Genomic DNA, 17,956 nt, shown 5'->3' on the forward strand with positions numbered 1-17,956 from the left:
ATCTCCTTGATTCACTTTACAGCACGCCGATTTCAATAAATCAAAATCCACCCTATATAATGCCGCGCTTACCCAAGCCGCGGAAGGCGCCTAATTTTCTATGCTCATTACTTACTGCCGTTTACCCGACCGTCTTAAATATCTGATCGATAACGATCAACAATACCTGTTAAAACAAGGCCTGAAAGGCATCGAGAAAGAAAGCCTGCGCATCACCGAGCATGGCGAGATCGCGCAAACACCTCACCCCACGGCGCTCGGTTCGGCGTTAACCCACCCCTACATCACCACCGATTATTCGGAAGCGCTGCTGGAATTTATCACCCCGCCGTTTGCCGACATCCGCCAAACTCTGGATTACATGCACCAGCTCCACCAGTTTGTCTATCCGCATCTAGGCGAGGAAATGCTGCTGGCCACCAGCATGCCCTGCGGTATCGACGGCGACTTGAGCATCCCCATCGCCGAGTACGGCACGTCCAACATCGGCAAGATGAAGCACGTTTACCGTAAAGGTTTGTGGCACCGTTACGGTCGCACCATGCAAGCCATTGCCGGCATCCATTTCAATTATTCGGTGCCGGAGGCGCTGTGGCCGGCGCTGTACAAGCAAAGCGGCTGCACGACCGGCCTGGAAGACTTTATCTCAAACGCTTATTTCGGTTTGATCCGTAACTTCCACCGCCAAGGCTGGCTGATTCTGTATCTGTTCGGCGCCTCGCCGGCCATTTGCAAAACCTTTTTCAAAAGCCGCCCGCAATTGATGGAGCAATTCAAGGAATTCGACGAACACACCGTGTTCCACCCCTATGCGACCTCGCTGCGGATGAGCGACATCGGTTACAAGAGCAAGAACCAGGCGGGCTTGAAGATCGATTACAACTCGCTGGACGGCTACGTGGACAGCCTGAGCGCAGCCATCAATACACCGTATCCGGACTACGAAGCCATCGGCGTGAAAGTGGACGGTGAGTATCAGCAGCTGAACGCCAACATCCTGCAAATCGAAAACGAGTTTTACAGCACCATGCGCCCCAAGCAGATCGCCAAATCCGGCGAGAAGCCGACGCTAGCGCTGAAACGGCGCGGCGTGCTGTATGTGGAAATGCGCTCGCTGGACTTGAATCTGCTGAATCCGATCGGCATCGACGAAAGCACCGCCCGCTTTGTCGAGGCGTTTTTGTTGTACTGCCTATTACAGGACAGCCCGCCGCAAGGCCCGGACGAATTCCAGATTAACAACAGCAACCAATTGCTGGTCGCAAATGAGGGCCGCCGCCCCGGTTTACAGTTAAACCGCAACGGCGACACCGTCACCTTACAGCAATGGGCTCATAGCATCCTGTATGCCATGCAACCTATATGCGCGGTACTGGATAGAGGCAGTTTGGAACGCCCCTACCAATTGGCTTTGCAACATCAGTTGGCAGTAGTGGACAACCCGGCGCTGACGCCGTCGGCACGGATTCTGGCCTGCATGCGCGAGAACGGCCAGGAGTTTGGCTGCTTCGCCAGTAACACCTCGGCCTTGCATAAACATTATTTCAACGCCGAACCCCTGGACGATGAGACGCAACGGCAATTCGAGGACATGGCTGCCGCCTCGTTGCAAAAACAAGCCGACATCGAAGCCAACGACAAGTTGGACTTTGACGAGTATTTATCCCGTTACTTTGCCCAGAGCTAAATCCATGACTGAATTCGACTTAAGTACCGCCCAATCCGAGCTGCAAGGCAAAAATCCGCGCACCATCTTAAAAGCCGCACTGGCTAATTTCGATAACATTGCCATCTCTTTCAGCGGTGCAGAAGACATCGTGCTGATCGACATGGCCTTGCAAATCAGAAAAGACATCCAGGTGTTTTCATTGGATACCGGCCGCTTGCATCCGGAAACCTACCGTTTCATCGAACAAGTGCGCAAGCATTACGGCATCAACATCGACATCTTGAGCCCGGATCGCGAGCAGTTGGATGCTTTTGTCAAAGAAAAAGGTCTGTTCAGTTTTTACGAAGACGGCCACCAACAATGCTGCGGCATCCGCAAAGTTGAGCCTTTAAAACGCAAGCTGGCGACGCTGGACGCCTGGATTACCGGCCAACGCAAAGACCAAAGCCTGGACACCCGCGGCGACATCCCGGAAGTGCAACTGGACGCCGGTTTCGCGGGTCCCGGCAAACAGCTGATCAAATTCAACCCGCTGCTGAACTGGTCGTCGGCGCAGGTGTGGGATTACATCGAAGCCTATCAGGTGCCTTTCAACGAATTACACAAACACGGCTACATCAGCATCGGCTGCGAGCCATGCACCCGACCGGTATTGCCGAATCAGCACGAGCGCGCGGGACGTTGGTGGTGGGAGGATGCAGCGAAGAAGGAGTGTGGGTTGCATGGGGGGAATGTTAAGCGTTAGCCCGGAGCACGGCGGAGTTGAAACTAACTTAGCTGTATTAGTCACGACTTGATCTGACACATCGACTTGAAAAGATGAGAGTTACCGGTTTTGATAGGGGTGTCGAATCCTTACACAAAACACAAAAGGTAACTCTCATGATCCATACAAACAATCCGATCATTAAACACAAAGCGGGGCTGTTAAATTTAGCCCAAGAACTGAATAACGTCTCCAGAGCCTGCAAGGTGATGGGTGTCTCGCGCGATACGTTTTATCGTTATCAAGAGCTGGTAGCCGAAGGTGGCATTGATGCCTTAATCGACAAAAACCGCCGGTCTCCGAATCTGAAGAATCGCGTCGATGAAAGCATTGAGCTGGCAGTGAAAGCCTATGCGGTTGAGTGGCCAGCGCATGGACAGCATCGAACCAGTAATGAACTGCGTAAACAAGGGGTATTCGTATCCGGCAGCGGCGTTCGCTCCATCTGGTTACGGCATGACCTGGAGAACTTTAAAAAGAGGCTTAAAGCACTGGAAGCCAAGGTAGCCGCCGAAGGGTTAATGCTGAGCGATGCGCAGATTGCGGCGTTGGAGAAAAAGCAGCAGGATGATCAAGCCTGCGGCGAAATCGAAACAGCCCATCCCGGTTACCTGGGTTCGCAGGATACTTTTTACGTCGGCAACCTCAAAGGGGTTGGGCGGATATACCAGCAGACTTACGTGGACACTTATAGCAAAGTCGCACACTGCAAACTGTACACCACCAAAACGCCGATTACTGCCGCGGATATCCTGAATGACAAAGTATTGCCGTTCTACGAAGCCAACGCATTACCCGTTCTACGCATTCTGACGGATCGCGGCACAGAATATTGTGGCAAGGTCGAACAGCATGATTATCAGCTATACCTGGCGATCAACGACATCGACCATACCAAAACCAAGGCCATGTCGCCGCAAACCAATGGGATTTGCGAACGCTTCCACAAGACCATCTTGCAGGAGTTCTATCAGGTCACGTTCCGCAAAAAGCTCTATAGCGACCTGGATGAACTCCAAAAAGATCTGGACGAATGGCTGGTTTATTACAACAATGACCGAACTCATCAGGGCAGAATGTGCAACGGCAGAACGCCGATGGATACCTTGCTGGATGGAAAACAGATTTGGGCTCAAAAAAATCTGAACCAAATCTAATCTGACAGACACCCCGCAAAAACGGTAACTGTCAGATCAGGTCTGAGCTAATACACTTAAGCTACTTGCCCACATGCTTCCAATACACTTTAGAAAATACAAACAACAAACTTTGATCTGAGTTTTCATATTTATGCGGCATGAACAAAATCGGTGAAACATTAATCCATGTCGGCGCGAATGAGGAGTTTGTCCGTATCTTTGTTGCGAACAGTGTAGAATTCGTTGTAATCGGCGGCCTCGCAGTTGCTTGGTATTGCTCCGACCGCCAAGCTGACGATATGGACTTACTTGTGAATCCTACGCCTCAAAACTCAAAACGCATCTATGACTCCCTCATAGGTCTAAATATGAGCGGTTTCACTCCCGATTCATTCACAAAACTTGGACTACAAGTTCCGTTGAAAAAATTTTATTATGCAGAACTACTAACCCCCCAAGAAAGTAGTGAAACATATTTTGAAATTGCTAGGGGCTGTTGCCATTTTGAAACGATAGCCTTGAAATCGAACGGCTCTGCCTCATTGATTGATTTTTCAATCAGAAGACAAGTGAGCTATGCCGCGACAAATGTTTACGGATGCATACTGGAATAAATTCAAAGCCATCCTGTTAAGCCTGGGGATTTATGACAAGCCTTCGCTCAGGCAAACGGTAGAAGGGATTTTTTATCGCATGCGAGTCGGCTGCCCCTGGCGAGACCTGCCTGCCACGTTTGGTAAGTGGAATGCAGTCTACAAACGGTTTAATGCGTGGTCACTGCAAGAAAAACTGATGGGCATCTTTCGAGGCCTGGTTGTGGCACCGGATTTGGAATGGACCTTTATTGACGGCAGTATCGTGAAAGCGCATCAGCATAGTAGTGGTGCGGCTCATGAACAGGATGCCGCGATTGGGAAATCCGTTGCGGGTCACACCACGAAAATCCATATGGCCGTTGATGCCTGTGGGCTGCCTATTCATTTCTCGATCACCGGTGGTGAAGTCCATGACTGCAAAGAAGCGCCGGAATTAGTGGCTAAACTGCCTTTGGCTGACTACACGGTCGCTGACAAAGGCTATGACAGTGAACCTCTACGGATTCAAATTCGAGAGAAAGGGAGTGTCCCTATCATTCCTAGAAAACAAAATTCAATCGTCGGGAATGACGGAATGGATTGGTGCCTCTACCAATATCGCCACCTCGTTGAAAATGTCTTTGCGCGATTGAAACATTTCAGAGCCATCGCGACGCGATATGACAAATTGAAACGCAATTTTGAAGGCGTTGTCGCTTTGGCCTGCGCTTTTATTTGGTTACCCATGTAAAACGGCAACAGCCCCTAGTAATTCAGTAGAAGCAAAACTATTTAACATCCCCGTTAAACTTGCATCAGTAGAGTCACTAATTCGATTAAAAGAAAACGCCATCGCATCAGCTGAATTGCAGAAAAACAAACATATTAACGACTTAGAGCGCCTTAAGAAATATGCTCTTTCGTAGGGGTTGGACTATTTTGCCCACACAGAGTGGACTGCCACAATAACGCTGTTTCGCTATCGCGAAGCTTAATTTAATGCCGGTTCTCGCACCGGCGGGCGAGATACTTTCTTTTGCTCCGCCAAAAGAAAGTACCCAAAGAAAAGGCGGCCCGGATGCCGCTTGTTCCCTCCGTTCCTCGCTTTCGCCGGGGGTTGCCGAAAGGGGCTTCCTGCCCCTTCGGCAACGCGATGCATCCCTGCATCGCCCCTTCGGGCTGTTCCCGGCGAAAGCTCCGGTACTCGGCGCGGCATACGGGAGAAAACCCTGCACGATTTCGGAGTTAAAACATGTCAAAGATCGCCACAGAAGTCTACGAACTGCTTAAAAATGCTGGCGTCAGCGAGTGTAAAGCAATCAAAGCTGTGGAAGCCATCCAACAGCACAGCCAGGAAAACCGTCTGCATTTTGTACAGAAACAGATGCTGAAATATCAAATGTACACGGAACAGGAGTTTAAGACGCTAAAGTGGACAATCGGGGTTAATTTGGTATTCACCGTGGTCATGCTTTTGAAGCTAATTTCTTGAATAGACTAACTTAACTTTAATTTATCGTTCATACGCTCTGCGTCATCCAACTGTAAAACCAGCTGCGTAGGGTGGGCACGGTTTTTGTGCCCACGCGGACTGACTCTTCTTGTCCATTCAAGGCTTTGACACCGTACTTTTCGTCTTTTAGCATATCCAGTTTTACTTAGCCCCCAAGACCAAGTGCTCCTAAAAACTCTCGTTCCCGGCCAAATCTGGTATGCGCAACAAGCCATTCAATTCGGTCCGTTAAATCTAAGCACCAGAGCCACTTTCGTCAAACTGCGGGACGGCTCGATTTGGGTGCATTCGCCGATCGAACCGTCAGCCCAACTGGTGACTGAAATTGCCAAAATCGGCCCGGTGCGTTATGTGCTTGCACCGAACAAGAGCCACCACCTGTTTTTTACATCGTTCATCCTGGCTTTCCCGAATGCCCAAGGCTATATCGCGCCGGGGTTAGCGGAAAAACGGCCGGACCTCGGCGTTTACCCAGAGCTGTCACCATTGGAAAAGCCGGCATGGACGACCGAGTTAATCGCTAACTTACATCGTTCCCACGCTCCGCGTGGGAATGCCGCCCCAGACGCTCTGCGTCATCCAACAGTGCTCCTGCCTAATCGCCATTCCTGTTAGAATCGCCGCAAAAGCGCCCATCAGCAGAAAATTTACGGGCTGAAACGCTGAATGGACACTAGTTTTTGTGCCCCACGCGGACTAACTCTTGTTGTCCATTCAAGGCTTTGACACCGTACTTTTCGTCTTTTAGCATATCCAGTTTTACCCAGCCCCCCAAGCTCAAGTGGTCCTAAAAACTCTCGTTCCCGGCCAAATCTGGTATGCGCAGCAAGCCATTCAATTCGGCCCGTTAAATCTAAGCACCAGAGCCACTTTCGTCAAACTGCTGGACGGCTCGATTTGGGTGCATTCGCCGATTGAGCCGTCACCCCAGCTAGTGGCTGAAATTGCCAAAATCGGCCCGGTGCGTTATGTGCTTGCACCGAACAAGAGCCACCACCTGTTTTTTACATCGTTCATCCTGGCTTTCCCGAATGCCCAAGGCTATATCGCGCCGGGGTTAGCGGAAAAACGGCCGGACCTCGGCGTTTACCCAGAGCTGTCACCATTGGAAACGCCGGCATGGGCGGACGAGTTAATCGCTAACTTCGTTGAAGGCCTTCCCATCATCAACGAGACGGTTTGGTTTCACAGCGCAACGGGTACTTTGATTCTTACCGATCTGCTGTTTTGCTTCGGCGCTGAACACATCGGATTAGCGCGCGTGGTGGCGAGACTGCTCGGCGTCTACGATCGACTGGCGATGTCGCGAACCATGAAACTGCTGGTTAAAGATAAAGCCGCTTTGGCACGCACGGTGGATGCGCTGCTGGCGTTGGAAGTTGAGCGGGTAGTGCTGGCTCACGACCAAATCATCGAAAACGACGCCAAGCACAAATTAAGCGCGGCGTTCAACTGGCTGAGAAAATAAGGCGTTTTTTATCGTTACCACGCTCCTCGTAGCAATCCGACCCGGCGTTCTGTTTCATGCAACCGTAAAACTGACTAGCCAGCATTCCTGTTAGAATCGCCGCACTACCCCATCAAGGAGCATCGCCCATGAGCGACTTTTACAGCCCGCAGCACCGGCAATTGCAAGAGCAACACGACACCGTCAATCTGGCGGATCGTTTGGAACAAATCATCGTGGAACAGCAGGTAAGCGAGCAGCATCAGCCGTTTATCGAGAGCCGGGACTTTTTCTTTCTGACCACAATTGATCAGCGCGGTTATCCGACCTGTTCTTACAAGGGCGGTAATCCCGGACTGGTGAAGGTTGTTAGTCCGCAGGAACTGGCGTTTCCCAGTTACGACGGCAACGGCATGTTTTTGTCGATGGGCAATATCAACGGCAATCCGAAAATCGGCATGTTGTTCATCGATTTCGAAACGCCGCATCGGATTCGAGTGCATGGCGACGCACGGATTGAAAGCAACGACCCGCTGCTGGCCGACTATCCAGGCGCGGAACTGATCGTGCGGGTGGCGATCAGCGAGATATTTATCAACTGTCCGCGCTATATTCACCGCATGAGCCGCGTGGCCAGCTCTAAATACGTGCCGCAAGCAAACCAAGAAACACCGTTGCCACAGTGGAAGCGGATTGATGCCGTGCAGGATGTGTTGCCGGTTTGCGATAGTCACGTGGCAGAAAGTATGGGCGGCGTTATTACGCCGGAAGAATATGGGGCGATGGTGATGAGCGGCGAGGCTTAAGCTCTAAACCTCCCCTTTTGAAAAGTACCCGCCGGGCATAAAGGGGATCGAGGGGAATTTATTCTAAACAAATCTCCCCTAGCCCCTCTTTTGCAAAGAGGGGATCGACAAACACAATCCGAAACACTCACTTGAAATTGGAGACCAACATGAGCGAAAGAATCATTATGCGCACCGGCGAAGCCCTGGTAGCGGGCGGCCCGGCCGGTACGGCAGCGGAACCGGAAATCATCATCGGCGAACTGGACGGACCGGTCGGCACCGCGATTGCCACTTTAACCGGCGATCAAGTGCAGGGCCACACTCGGGTATTCGCGATTTTAAACACCGATATTCAAGTGCGCCCGGTGACCTTGATGGTCAGCAAGGTGACTGTCAAAAACAGCCGCTACACCAATATTTTGATGGGCACCGTGCAGGCGGCGATTGCCAATGGCGTACTGGATGCGGTGCGGGCCGGCGATATTCCCAAGGAAAAAGCCAACGATCTGGGCATTATTTGTTCGGTATGGCTGAATCCCAGCGTGATCAAGGACGACAATCTGGATCATCAAATTTTGTTCAACATCCACCGCGAGGCCATGGCCAAAGCCATTCATAAAGCCATGACCAACACGCCGGATATTGATTGGCTGCTGGAAAACCAGGAAAAAATCACCCACAAGTATTTTCAGATGGGGTTGGACGGCAAAATTTAATTGCCTGGTCACTTGGGTTGCAAGCCTTTTGCAGCCCAACACCAAGCCATCTTTCTCGCCCCTGCTGTCGTCTTAACCGCCATTCCCGCTTAACACCTCCCCTAGCCCCAACAACACCTCGCCAAGCAAACTAATAGCGCATCACTATTTGTTTGACAAAATCCGCAAATCCGCTTAAAAAGACCGAATAGTTTCGATTCGAAATTATTTATGCATTTACTTTTGTGGGGGATACGATCATGAAAAAAAGCATTTCGATACTGCTGATAGGCCTGCTAAACACCGTTGCCGTTACCGCGTTTGCCGCCGATCAGGCCGTGCCGTTTCCGGATGGCTATCGCAACTGGCTGCACGCTAAAAGCATGTTGATTCAGCCCGGCCACGCCCTGGAGAATCCGTTTCAAGGCCTGCATCATGTCTATGCTAATAAACAAGCTGAGTCCGGCTTGAAGACCGGTAAGTACGCGGACGGCTCGGTGCTGGTATTCGATTTATTGCAGTATCAGGAGAAGGATAAAACCATACAGGAAGGCGAGCGCAAACTGGTGGGCGTGATGCTGAAAGACGCGAAAAAATTTGCCGCGACCGGCGGCTGGGGCTTTGAAGGTTTTGCCGGCAACAGTAAAACCGAGCGGCTAGTGAAAGACGGCGGCACTTCGTGCTTTGCCTGCCATGCCTCGGAGCAAAAAACCGATTATGTGTTCTCGCAATATCGGCCTTAGTCTCTAAAGCTGATACTCGGGAGAGACGTAAACTATTGCGTCTCTCCATTTGCTTTACGCTTGATCGACCAGACGAATGCCTGTCTCTTCAATCACAATCCGCCGCTGTTTATATAAGCCGCCTATCGCTTGCTTGAAGACCTTTTTGCTGACGCCAAAGGTGTCGTAAATAATCTCCGGCGCACTTTTGTCGGTTAGCGCCACATAACCGCCGCGCTTTGCCAGTATCGTCAAAATCTTCTCAGACGTGGCATCGACTTTCTGGCCGTATTTTTCCTGGCTCAGGACCAAATCCAGCTTATTGTCGGGGCGGACTTTTTTAATATAGCCGGTCAATGCCTGGCCTTTTTGCAAGGGCTGAAAAGTCTCGCTTTTATACAACACGCCCCAATATTGATTGTCCACCACGGCTTTAAAGCCCAAGTCAGTTTCGTCGGCGATAATGAGTTGCACCGCCTGGCCGGCTTTGTAATAAAACGCCTGATCCTGAATGAAATCATCCAGCATCATCGTGGCGGCGATGCGGTTGTTTTCGTCTAAAAACAGACGCACCAGATAAGAGCGGCCTTCGACGACTTTCCCCTTCTGTTCGGTGAACGGTAACAACAAATCCTTGGGCAATCCCCATCCCAAAAACGCACCGGCATGGCTGAGTGATATACATTTCAACCAGGCCACCTGATCGACTTGCGCTAGCGGAGTTTGCAAGGTAGCGATGGTTTGATTCTTGCCGTCAATGTAGACAAAGGCGTTTACGGTATCGCCAACCTTTAGATTATCCGCGGCATCTTTGTCCGCCAAGCCAATCTCGCCAAGCTCCCCACCATCCAGACCATACTGATTATCACGTTGGCTGACGACGGTTAAAGTGTTGAATTTGCCTAGTTCGATCATGAAGGTTCCGGAGTTTGATTGGGCATGAGCGTTGGCACTTGCTGGCCTCACGCGGAGAAATGAAGGGCTATTATACAAACGAATCGGTAAAACCGCAGGCTGCATCGCCTTAAACGGCGGCACCATATACTCCAAATACGCACCTAAAACGAAGTCAAAACCCCGTTATGCTGCCGCCCGTCTATAATGGGCGGTTTTTTCAATTCGATAAAACCTGCTTTTATCGAATATAAGTGTCGATTATGAATCTACTGCTGAAGTATCTATCCTCTTGCTGGTTTCTGAACAACCCGTCCGAGTTAGTCCCGCCCAACTCGTTTATGTGGAAAAACGTGGCGTTCTATCTGATTTCCGGGATGATCGTTGAAGGCTTGATCTCCGATCCCGCGGACGGCACCTTGGAAGTTTTAGGTCGCACCACAATGGCTTTCGGCTCGGTAGCGGTTTTATTGCTGATGGAGAAAAAATGGGGGTGTTTTAATCAGTTATATACCTCGATTTTCGTCTGCGAGAATTTCATCATGACTTTGGCTGTCGCTGCCGAAGCCCTCGACTATTGGCTGGTATTGCAACACCATATCTACCGCGAAGAAATTGGCATCGGCATCGCGGTGTTTCTGGTGATTTGGTATATCTCCATCGTCAGCTATATCTTTCGGGCTTTCTTCAGTTACCCAACCAGCGTCAGCGTAGTTTACGCATTTAGTTACTTCATACTGACCTACGGCATTCCAATGCTGTTGATGGATATTTGACGGTCAAGCCAGCCGGAGCCCTCTAACTCCGGCCGGCGTGTCTCTTATATTTGCGCTAAGTTACCCCGATCTTCCAGCCAGCTTTTCCTATCGCCGGCACGCTTCTTCGCCAATAACAGATCCATCTGTTCGCGGGTATCGTCGTTTTCGGCTACCGTTAACTGCACCAAACGGCGCGTGTCCGGATTCATCGTCGTTTCCCGCAATTGCGACGGATTCATCTCGCCCAAACCTTTAAAGCGCTGGATGTTGATCTTGCCGGTGAGTTTCTCGGCTTCGATGCGCGCCAATACGCCCAGTCGTTCCGATTCGTCCAGCGCGTAAAATACCTTCTTGCCGACATCGATACGATACAGCGGCGGCATGGCGACGAACACATGCCCAGCCCTGACCAATGCATTGAAATGCTGGTAAAACAGCGCGCAAATCAGAGTCGCAATGTGGTTGCCGTCGGAATCGGCATCGGCCAGGATGCAGATCTTGCCGTAACGCAGATTTTGCAGGTCGTTGCTGTCCGGCTCTATACCCAGCGCCACCGCGATGTCGTGTACCTCCTGAGATGCCATCACCTCGCCGGAATCGACTTCCCAGGTATTCAGAATTTTCCCTCTTAAGGGCATGATGGCCTGGAATTCGCGGTCCCGCGCCTGCTTGGCCGAGCCGCCAGCCGAATCACCCTCGACCAGGAACAGCTCTGTCCTGCTCAGATCTTGACCGGAACAATCCGCCAACTTGCCAGGCAAGGCCGGGCCACTGGTGATTTTCTTACGGATGATTTTCTTGCCGGCACGCAGCCGTTTTTGGGCACTGGCCAGGATAATCTCAGCGATCTTTTCGCCTTCCTGCGGATGCTGATTCAGCCACAGGCTGAACGTATCCTTGGCGACGCCGGATACAAAGGTCACGCATTCGCGCGAACTCAGCCTCTCCTTGGTTTGCCCGGAAAACTGCGGGTCTTCCAGTTTTACCGACAATACAAAATGGCAGCTTTCCCAAACGTCTTCCGGGGCGATTTTCACGCCGCGCGGCAATAGATTGCGAAAATCCAGAAACTCGCGCATCGCCTCGGTCAAGCCGGCGCGCAAGCCGTTGACATGAGTACCGCCTTGGGCAGTCGGCACCAGATTCACATAACTTTCGGCGATGGTTTCCGGCAAACTGTCCGGCGTCCAAACTATGCCCCACTCCACCGCTTCGTTGCTGGCCGCCATGTTGGCCATGAACGGCGGTTGCGGAAAAATCTCGGCATCGCCGACCCTATCCAACAGGTATTCCTGCAAACCGTTCTGGTAGCACCATTCGAACTGCTCGTCGCTGAGTTCGGAATTTAAAGTAATTTTCAAGCCCGGACACAACACGGCCTTGGCACGCAACACATGTTTCAGCTTGCTGACCGATACCCGATTGGAATCGAAATATTTACCATCCGGCCAAAAATGCACGCTAGTACCGGTGTTGTTTTTACCCACGGTACCGCTTTGCTGTAATTCGCCAACCTTGTCGCCGCCGGCAAACGCCATTTGATAGACGCCGCCGCCACGCTTGATCTCCACCAGCAGTTTTTCCGATAAGGCGTTCACTACCGACACACCAACACCGTGCAGACCTCCGGAAAATTGATAATTTTTGTTGGAGAATTTACCGCCGGCATGCAGTTGGGTCAGGATCACTTCCACGCCGGGAATGCCCTGCTCGGGATGTATGTCCACCGGCATGCCCCGGCCGTTATCATCCACCCGCACCGAGCCGTCTTTATAGAGTACAACATTGATGGTATCGGCGTGGCCGGCCAAGGCTTCGTCCACGCTGTTGTCCACCACTTCCTGCACCAAATGGTTGGGGCGGGTGGTATCGGTATACATACCTGGGCGCTTGCGCACCGGGTCCAGGCCGCTCAGTACTTCTATAGCGGCCGCGTTATATTCTTGGGTCATGATGTCTCGTAATAGGTAATAACAGAGTGTCGGCCGACCATTATATGTCAGCAACGCGCGCCAGGGAGGCTCAGGAAAGCCGGTCCTCATCACTCGGCTCACCATGCCTCGACTTCCGCAAGCGCCATCTGAAATTACCTAAGCACTGGAAAAGCCCGACCCATGGCGTTTTCCAGGGCGCCGCCACCGATTTTTGACGACAAGCCAACTGTTTGGCGCCAGCCCCGGTTTCGATCAGCGCATACGTAGAACTTGGTCAGCGGCGAACACGATGGTTTCTTTGCCGGGCGTTGTTTCGTTGAAATCGATAGCAGCAGGCCACAAGCCATTGAAGCTCCACTCCGCGATGGGCGTCATCGCCTGGTCATAGGCTATCAGCGTCGCATCGACCCGCGACCGGCCTGACCTACCGCTGACAAACTGTTGTCGCCAAGTCCAGAGATCCATCGACTTGGTCAAACCTTTACTGCAGGTAATATTTTTAGCCGATAAGCGTCCGGGTATCTTAACTGTAAGGTTCTCTCCCCGCGCACTAACCCTGGTTTGCTCCACTTCGTTCTGCGAACCCATGCCTTTGCAATCGGTGAAATAAGTGGTGACTCCTCCGGCGCTGAATTCGTAATAAACCAACGGGGCGGAATTGTCTATGACATTCTCAACGGCGCCGCCGCTGGCTGACGAGACCACGACTGCACCGAATAAAACGCTGATAAAACGACTGGTTGTTTTCATGACATATCCTCAAAAAGTTTGATTCGGTGAGCCTAAACGGCGGCCGAACGGTTCGATAATTTGGTTTAGAAGAAAGTCACCGATCCGATGTTTAAACAAACTGTCGTAAAAATCGATGAACTTCGACTTGTAATGGCAAATGGAATGCCACTTTCCAAAAACCCAAGTAACAACAAAATAAATCATTGAATAAAAACAATTATTTTTAAACCGCCATCGATAAACAGGACCGCCGATACAACCTATCGCCCACGGCATATCGTTTTTTGCACGAAATATCGTAAAACTTCGAAAGGTTAATTGGTCTGGCTTGCGAACGGTTCGTACCGAGCGGCGTAATAGCTATCGCATAATGGCTTGAGCGGAGAGCGGTTCCGGCGGAAACGGGATAGGGATAATTGCAACGTGACATTTCGGATGCCCCCCCGCTGAGTGTTTAGGTTCGGAGCACGTGAATGGCTCGGGAAGCTGGAGCCTTGGAATCCAGGCAAACCTGGGCAACCTCAAAAATGTCACCGTAACTGCAGCCGCTGACGCCTCAGTGTTAGCGAACAACTGAGCGAACCGAATTGCTGCCACTAAATCGAAAACAACAGATGCAATCCAAACTCAATGGCAGAGCAATTCATACTATAATGCTTGGTCATTTTTTGAGCACCGCGAGCCACATTTATAATATGTCGAGACGTAAAAGCGCATCCCAATTTGAGGAAGCGATGGAAGAACTGGAGAAATTGGTCGAGCAAATGGAACGCGGCGATATTTCTCTGGAAGAGTCCTTAAAATCCTTCGAACGCGGCATCAGATTAACCCGCACCTGCCAGCAAGCGCTGCAAGACGCCGAGCAGAAAGTCCAAATTTTATTAGAAAAAAACGGCCAGCAAACTTTGGAGCCATTCACCGATGAGTAACTTAAAAGCCTACCTTACCGCCTGCCAGAACCGCGTCGAACGGGCGTTGGACGCCCGGCTACCCGGCGAGAACATTCTGCCGCAAACCTTGCATCAAGCCATGCGTTACAGCGTACTGGACGGCGGCAAACGCACTCGCCCGTTACTGACTTATGCCACCGGCCAAGCCTTGGGCTTGAGTGAAGACCTGTTGGACGCTCAGGCTTGCGCGGTGGAATTTATCCATGTTTACTCCTTAATTCATGACGATTTGCCGGCGATGGACAATGACGATTTGCGTCGCGGCAAACCGACTTGTCATAAGGCTTACGACGAAGCGACTGCGATTCTGGCAGGCGATGCGTTGCAAGCACTGGCCTTTGACGTACTGGCCAACGACTCTGCCATTCAGGCCGGCGCGGAAGCCCGAGTCAAAATGATCGCGACATTGACCCGCGCCAGCGGCTCGCAAGGCATGGTTGGCGGCCAAGCCATCGACTTGGGTTCTGTCGGCCGCAAGCTGACTCTGCCGGAACTGGAAAACATGCACATCCACAAGACCGGCGCGTTGATTCGCGCCAGCGTCAATCTGGCTTCGCTATCCAAACCGGATCTCGATGCCGAAGTCGCTAAAAAACTGGATCACTACGCCAAATGCATAGGCCTGTCCTTCCAAGTCAAAGACGACATTCTGGATGTAGAAAGCGATACCGCTACACTGGGTAAAACTCAGGGGAAAGATGTCGATAACGACAAACCGACTTACCCGGCACTACTGGGAATGGCCGGCGCCAAGGAAAAAGCTCAGGAGCTGCATGAACAAGCCGTCGCCAGCCTAGCCGGCTTTGGCAGCGAAGCGGATTTGTTACGCGATTTGTCGCTGTATATCATCGAACGTACCCACTAAGCGTAGCGAACTGCACGATTTATACTTCTTGCGCCACAATCCTTCCGGTTTTCAGCTTGCGTCTACTGGGCTAGCGCGGAATATTGTGACGCAAACATATAAAGGAATTTTTTAACCCATGACAGCCTCTGATTTCCCGCTCCTCAATACCATCCAGACCCCCGCCGACGTTCGGGCCCTGAAGCCTGAACAACTCGAACCCCTGGCCGATGAGTTGCGTCGCTATCTGACCCATACCGTCAGTATCTCCGGCGGCCATTTCTCGGCAGGCCTGGGCACGGTGGAACTGACGGTGGCGCTGCATTATGTGTTCGATACGCCTTCGGATCAGTTGGTGTGGGATGTGGGCCATCAGGCTTATCCGCATAAGATTTTGACGGGCCGGAAAGAGCGGATGCCGACGATTCGCACCTTGGGCGGGGTGTCGGCGTTTCCGTCGCGCGAGGAGAGTGAGTACGATGCGTTTGGTGTGGGCCATTCGTCAACGTCGATCAGCGCGGCGCTGGGCATGGCGATTGCCTCGCAGTTGCGCGGCGAGGACAAGAAGATGGTCGCCATTATCGGCGACGGTTCGATTACCGGCGGGATGGCCTATGAGGCGATGAATCATGCCGGCGATGTCAATGCCAATCTGTTGGTGATTTTGAACGATAACGATATGTCGATTTCGCCCCCGGTAGGCGCGATGAATAATTATCTGACTAAGGTGTTGTCGAGCAAGTTTTATTCCTCGGTACGGGAAGAGAGTAAGAAGGCCTTGGCTAGTATGCCGTCGGTGTGGGAACTGGCCCGGAAAACCGAGGAGCATGTGAAGGGCATGATTGTGCCGGGCACGCTGTTCGAGGAGTTGGGCTTTAATTATTTCGGGCCGATCGACGGCCACGATGTGGAGATGTTGGTTTCGACTTTAGAGAAGTTGAAGGATTTGTCCGGGCCGGTGTTTTTACATGTAGTGACCAAGAAAGGCAAAGGTTATGCACCGGCGGAGAAAGATCCGCTGGCCTATCACGGGGTACCGGCTTTCGATCCTACCAAGGATTATTTACCCAAAGCCGCACCGTCGCCGCATCCGACCTATACGGAAGTGTTCGGCACTTGGTTGTGCGATATGGCCAAGCAGGATGAGCGGTTATTGGGGATTACCCCGGCGATGCGCGAAGGGTCGGGCTTGGTGGCGTTTTCCCAGCAGTTTCCGAAACGCTATTTCGATGTGGCGATTGCCGAGCAGCATGCGGTGACCTTGGCCGCCGGTCAAGCCTGTCAGGGGGCGAAGCCGGTGGTGGCGATTTATTCGACCTTTTTGCAACGGGCTTACGATCAGTTGATTCACGATGTGGCTTTGCAGAATCTGGATGTGTTGTTTGCTCTAGATCGAGCGGGCCTGGTGGGACCGGACGGTCCAACCCATGCTGGGGCGTTTGATTATAGTTATATGCGCTGTATTCCGAATATGCTGGTGATGGCGCCGGCCGATGAGAACGAATGTCGGCAGATGCTGACCACCGGTTTCAAACACCATGGTCCGGCCTCGGTGCGCTATCCGCGCGGCAAGGGTCCGGGGGCGACGGTCGACAAAGCCTTGACCGAGCTGGCCATCGGCAAAGGCGAAATTCGCCATCAAGGCAGCCGCATCGCGATTCTGGCCTGGGGCAGCATGGTGGCACCATCTGTGGAAGCCGGCAAACAGCTGGGGGCGACGGTGGTGAATATGCGCTTTGTGAAACCGCTGGATGAAGCCTTGATTTTAGAGCTGGCGAAAAGCCATGATGTGCTCGTCACGGTCGAAGAGAACGTGATTGCCGGCGGTGCCGGTAGTGCGGTGAACGAGTTTCTGCAGGCCCAAAACATTCTGATGCCGGTGTTGAACATCGGCCTGCCGGACCGCTTCGTCGAGCAAGGTAGTCGCGAGGAGTTGCTGGCATTATGCGGCCTGGATACTAAGGGTATCTTGGCTAAGATTCAGGCGGTTTGTGCGTAAATCTGGAGGTTAGAAATGGATAGATTGAGAAATAAGATTCGGGATATTCCGGATTTTCCAAAACCCGGCATTATCTTCAAAGATATAACACCGCTGGTCAAAGACCCCGCCACATTACGTCTAGCGGTCCATCAACTGCTACATCCTTTCTTAGGCCGCGACATCACCGCAGTGGCCGGCATGGAAGCACGCGGCTTTATTTTCGGTTCGCTGGTGGCATGGGAACTGGGCATTCCGTTTATCCCACTCCGCAAACCCGGCAAACTACCTTATGATGTACAAAGCGTTTCTTACGACCTGGAATACGGCTCGGCTGAACTGGAAGTGCATATCGATGCAGTGGACAGTAACGACAAGGTGTTGTTGATCGACGATCTATTGGCCACTGGCGGCACCGCCAAGGCTAGTTGCGAACTGATCGAAAAGCTGGGCGCTACCGTGGTAGCCTGTGCTTTTGTGGTGGAACTGGACTTCTTACAAGGGCGGGAAAAACTGGGTAACTACGAAGTGCATGCCTTGCTACATTACTGA

Annotated in this window: 19 protein-coding genes; 16 read left to right on the forward strand and 3 right to left on the reverse strand. The window is 51.9% G+C overall.

Translation table 11 applies throughout. From position 1 onward, the window contains the following. The first annotated feature begins 100 nt into the window (after positions 1-100). The 11 genes from gshA (at position 101) to ACH5Y9_RS16500 (ending at position 9,335) form a co-directional block, all read left to right on the forward strand. Positions 101-1,687 carry a glutamate--cysteine ligase gene (gshA, locus tag ACH5Y9_RS16450; protein ID WP_445366867.1) on the forward strand — a complete coding sequence of 529 codons (1,587 nt, stop codon included), beginning with the start codon at positions 101-103 and terminating at the stop codon, positions 1,685-1,687. Between the two features lie 4 nt (positions 1,688-1,691). After that, a complete protein-coding gene (locus ACH5Y9_RS16455; protein ID WP_445366868.1) occupies positions 1,692-2,414 on the forward strand; it encodes a phosphoadenylyl-sulfate reductase in 723 nt (240 codons plus the stop codon). A 137-nt stretch (positions 2,415-2,551) separates the two neighbouring features. After that, positions 2,552-3,592 carry an IS481 family transposase gene (locus ACH5Y9_RS16460; protein ID WP_205450216.1) on the forward strand — a complete coding sequence of 347 codons (1,041 nt, stop codon included), beginning with the start codon at positions 2,552-2,554 and terminating at the stop codon, positions 3,590-3,592. A 140-nt stretch (positions 3,593-3,732) separates the two neighbouring features. Next, on the forward strand, positions 3,733-4,188 hold the full coding sequence (locus ACH5Y9_RS16465) for a hypothetical protein (RefSeq protein ID WP_445366869.1): 456 nt from the start codon (positions 3,733-3,735) through the stop codon (positions 4,186-4,188). After that, positions 4,151-4,900: an IS5 family transposase gene (locus ACH5Y9_RS16470; RefSeq protein ID WP_445366335.1), complete on the forward strand. Its 750-nt coding sequence runs from the start codon at positions 4,151-4,153 to the stop codon at positions 4,898-4,900. Before ACH5Y9_RS16465 ends, ACH5Y9_RS16470 begins: the two co-directional genes overlap by 38 nt. A 501-nt stretch (positions 4,901-5,401) precedes the next feature. Continuing rightward, positions 5,402-5,641 carry a hypothetical protein gene (locus tag ACH5Y9_RS16475; protein ID WP_445366870.1) on the forward strand — a complete coding sequence of 80 codons (240 nt, stop codon included), beginning with the start codon at positions 5,402-5,404 and terminating at the stop codon, positions 5,639-5,641. A gap of 183 nt (positions 5,642-5,824) precedes the next feature. Beyond that, positions 5,825-6,277: a DUF4336 domain-containing protein gene (locus ACH5Y9_RS16480; RefSeq protein ID WP_445366871.1), complete on the forward strand. Its 453-nt coding sequence runs from the start codon at positions 5,825-5,827 to the stop codon at positions 6,275-6,277. A gap of 166 nt (positions 6,278-6,443) precedes the next feature. Next, positions 6,444-7,130 (forward strand): DUF4336 domain-containing protein, encoded by a 687-nt coding sequence (locus tag ACH5Y9_RS16485; protein ID WP_445366872.1) that lies wholly within the window; start codon positions 6,444-6,446, stop codon positions 7,128-7,130. Between the two features lie 128 nt (positions 7,131-7,258). Further along, positions 7,259-7,915: a pyridoxamine 5'-phosphate oxidase family protein gene (locus ACH5Y9_RS16490; protein WP_445366873.1), complete on the forward strand. Its 657-nt coding sequence runs from the start codon at positions 7,259-7,261 to the stop codon at positions 7,913-7,915. A gap of 149 nt (positions 7,916-8,064) precedes the next feature. Then, a complete protein-coding gene (gene fae / locus ACH5Y9_RS16495; protein ID WP_020484951.1) occupies positions 8,065-8,613 on the forward strand; it encodes a formaldehyde-activating enzyme in 549 nt (182 codons plus the stop codon). A 239-nt stretch (positions 8,614-8,852) separates the two neighbouring features. Beyond that, complete coding sequence (locus ACH5Y9_RS16500) at positions 8,853-9,335, forward strand: cytochrome P460 family protein (protein ID WP_445366874.1); 483 nt, start codon at positions 8,853-8,855, stop codon at positions 9,333-9,335. A gap of 54 nt (positions 9,336-9,389) precedes the next feature. Here the strand turns inward: ACH5Y9_RS16500 and ACH5Y9_RS16505 are convergent, their stop codons facing one another. Further along, positions 9,390-10,229: a CvfB family protein gene (locus ACH5Y9_RS16505; protein ID WP_445366875.1), complete on the reverse strand. Its 840-nt coding sequence runs from the start codon at positions 10,227-10,229 to the stop codon at positions 9,390-9,392. A 242-nt stretch (positions 10,230-10,471) separates the two neighbouring features. Here ACH5Y9_RS16505 and ACH5Y9_RS16510 point away from each other — a divergent pair, with 242 nt between their 5' ends. Further along, complete coding sequence (locus ACH5Y9_RS16510; protein ID WP_445366876.1) at positions 10,472-10,984, forward strand: hypothetical protein; 513 nt, start codon at positions 10,472-10,474, stop codon at positions 10,982-10,984. A gap of 44 nt (positions 10,985-11,028) precedes the next feature. Here ACH5Y9_RS16510 and parE read toward each other — a convergent pair whose 3' ends face one another. Next, positions 11,029-12,918, reverse strand: coding sequence for a DNA topoisomerase IV subunit B (gene parE / locus ACH5Y9_RS16515; RefSeq protein WP_445366877.1), 1,890 nt, complete (start codon positions 12,916-12,918; stop codon positions 11,029-11,031). Between the two features lie 234 nt (positions 12,919-13,152). Then, positions 13,153-13,650 carry a phage tail protein gene (locus ACH5Y9_RS16520; RefSeq protein ID WP_319961289.1) on the reverse strand — a complete coding sequence of 166 codons (498 nt, stop codon included), beginning with the start codon at positions 13,648-13,650 and terminating at the stop codon, positions 13,153-13,155. Between the two features lie 677 nt (positions 13,651-14,327). Between ACH5Y9_RS16520 and ACH5Y9_RS16525 the strand changes: the two genes are divergently transcribed. The 4 genes from ACH5Y9_RS16525 (at position 14,328) to ACH5Y9_RS16540 (ending at position 17,956) form a co-directional block, all read left to right on the forward strand. Continuing rightward, complete coding sequence (locus tag ACH5Y9_RS16525; RefSeq protein WP_020484945.1) at positions 14,328-14,561, forward strand: exodeoxyribonuclease VII small subunit; 234 nt, start codon at positions 14,328-14,330, stop codon at positions 14,559-14,561. Then, entirely contained in the window at positions 14,554-15,447 is an 894-nt protein-coding gene (gene ispA / locus ACH5Y9_RS16530) for a (2E,6E)-farnesyl diphosphate synthase (protein WP_445366878.1), read from the forward strand. Before ACH5Y9_RS16525 ends, ispA begins: the two co-directional genes overlap by 8 nt. A gap of 118 nt (positions 15,448-15,565) precedes the next feature. After that, positions 15,566-17,425, forward strand: coding sequence for a 1-deoxy-D-xylulose-5-phosphate synthase (gene dxs, locus ACH5Y9_RS16535; protein WP_445366879.1), 1,860 nt, complete (start codon positions 15,566-15,568; stop codon positions 17,423-17,425). Positions 17,426-17,440: 15 nt separating this feature from the next. Continuing rightward, positions 17,441-17,956 (forward strand): adenine phosphoribosyltransferase, encoded by a 516-nt coding sequence (locus tag ACH5Y9_RS16540; protein WP_319961292.1) that lies wholly within the window; start codon positions 17,441-17,443, stop codon positions 17,954-17,956.

This window comes from Methylomonas sp. BW4-1, assembly GCF_052474385.1.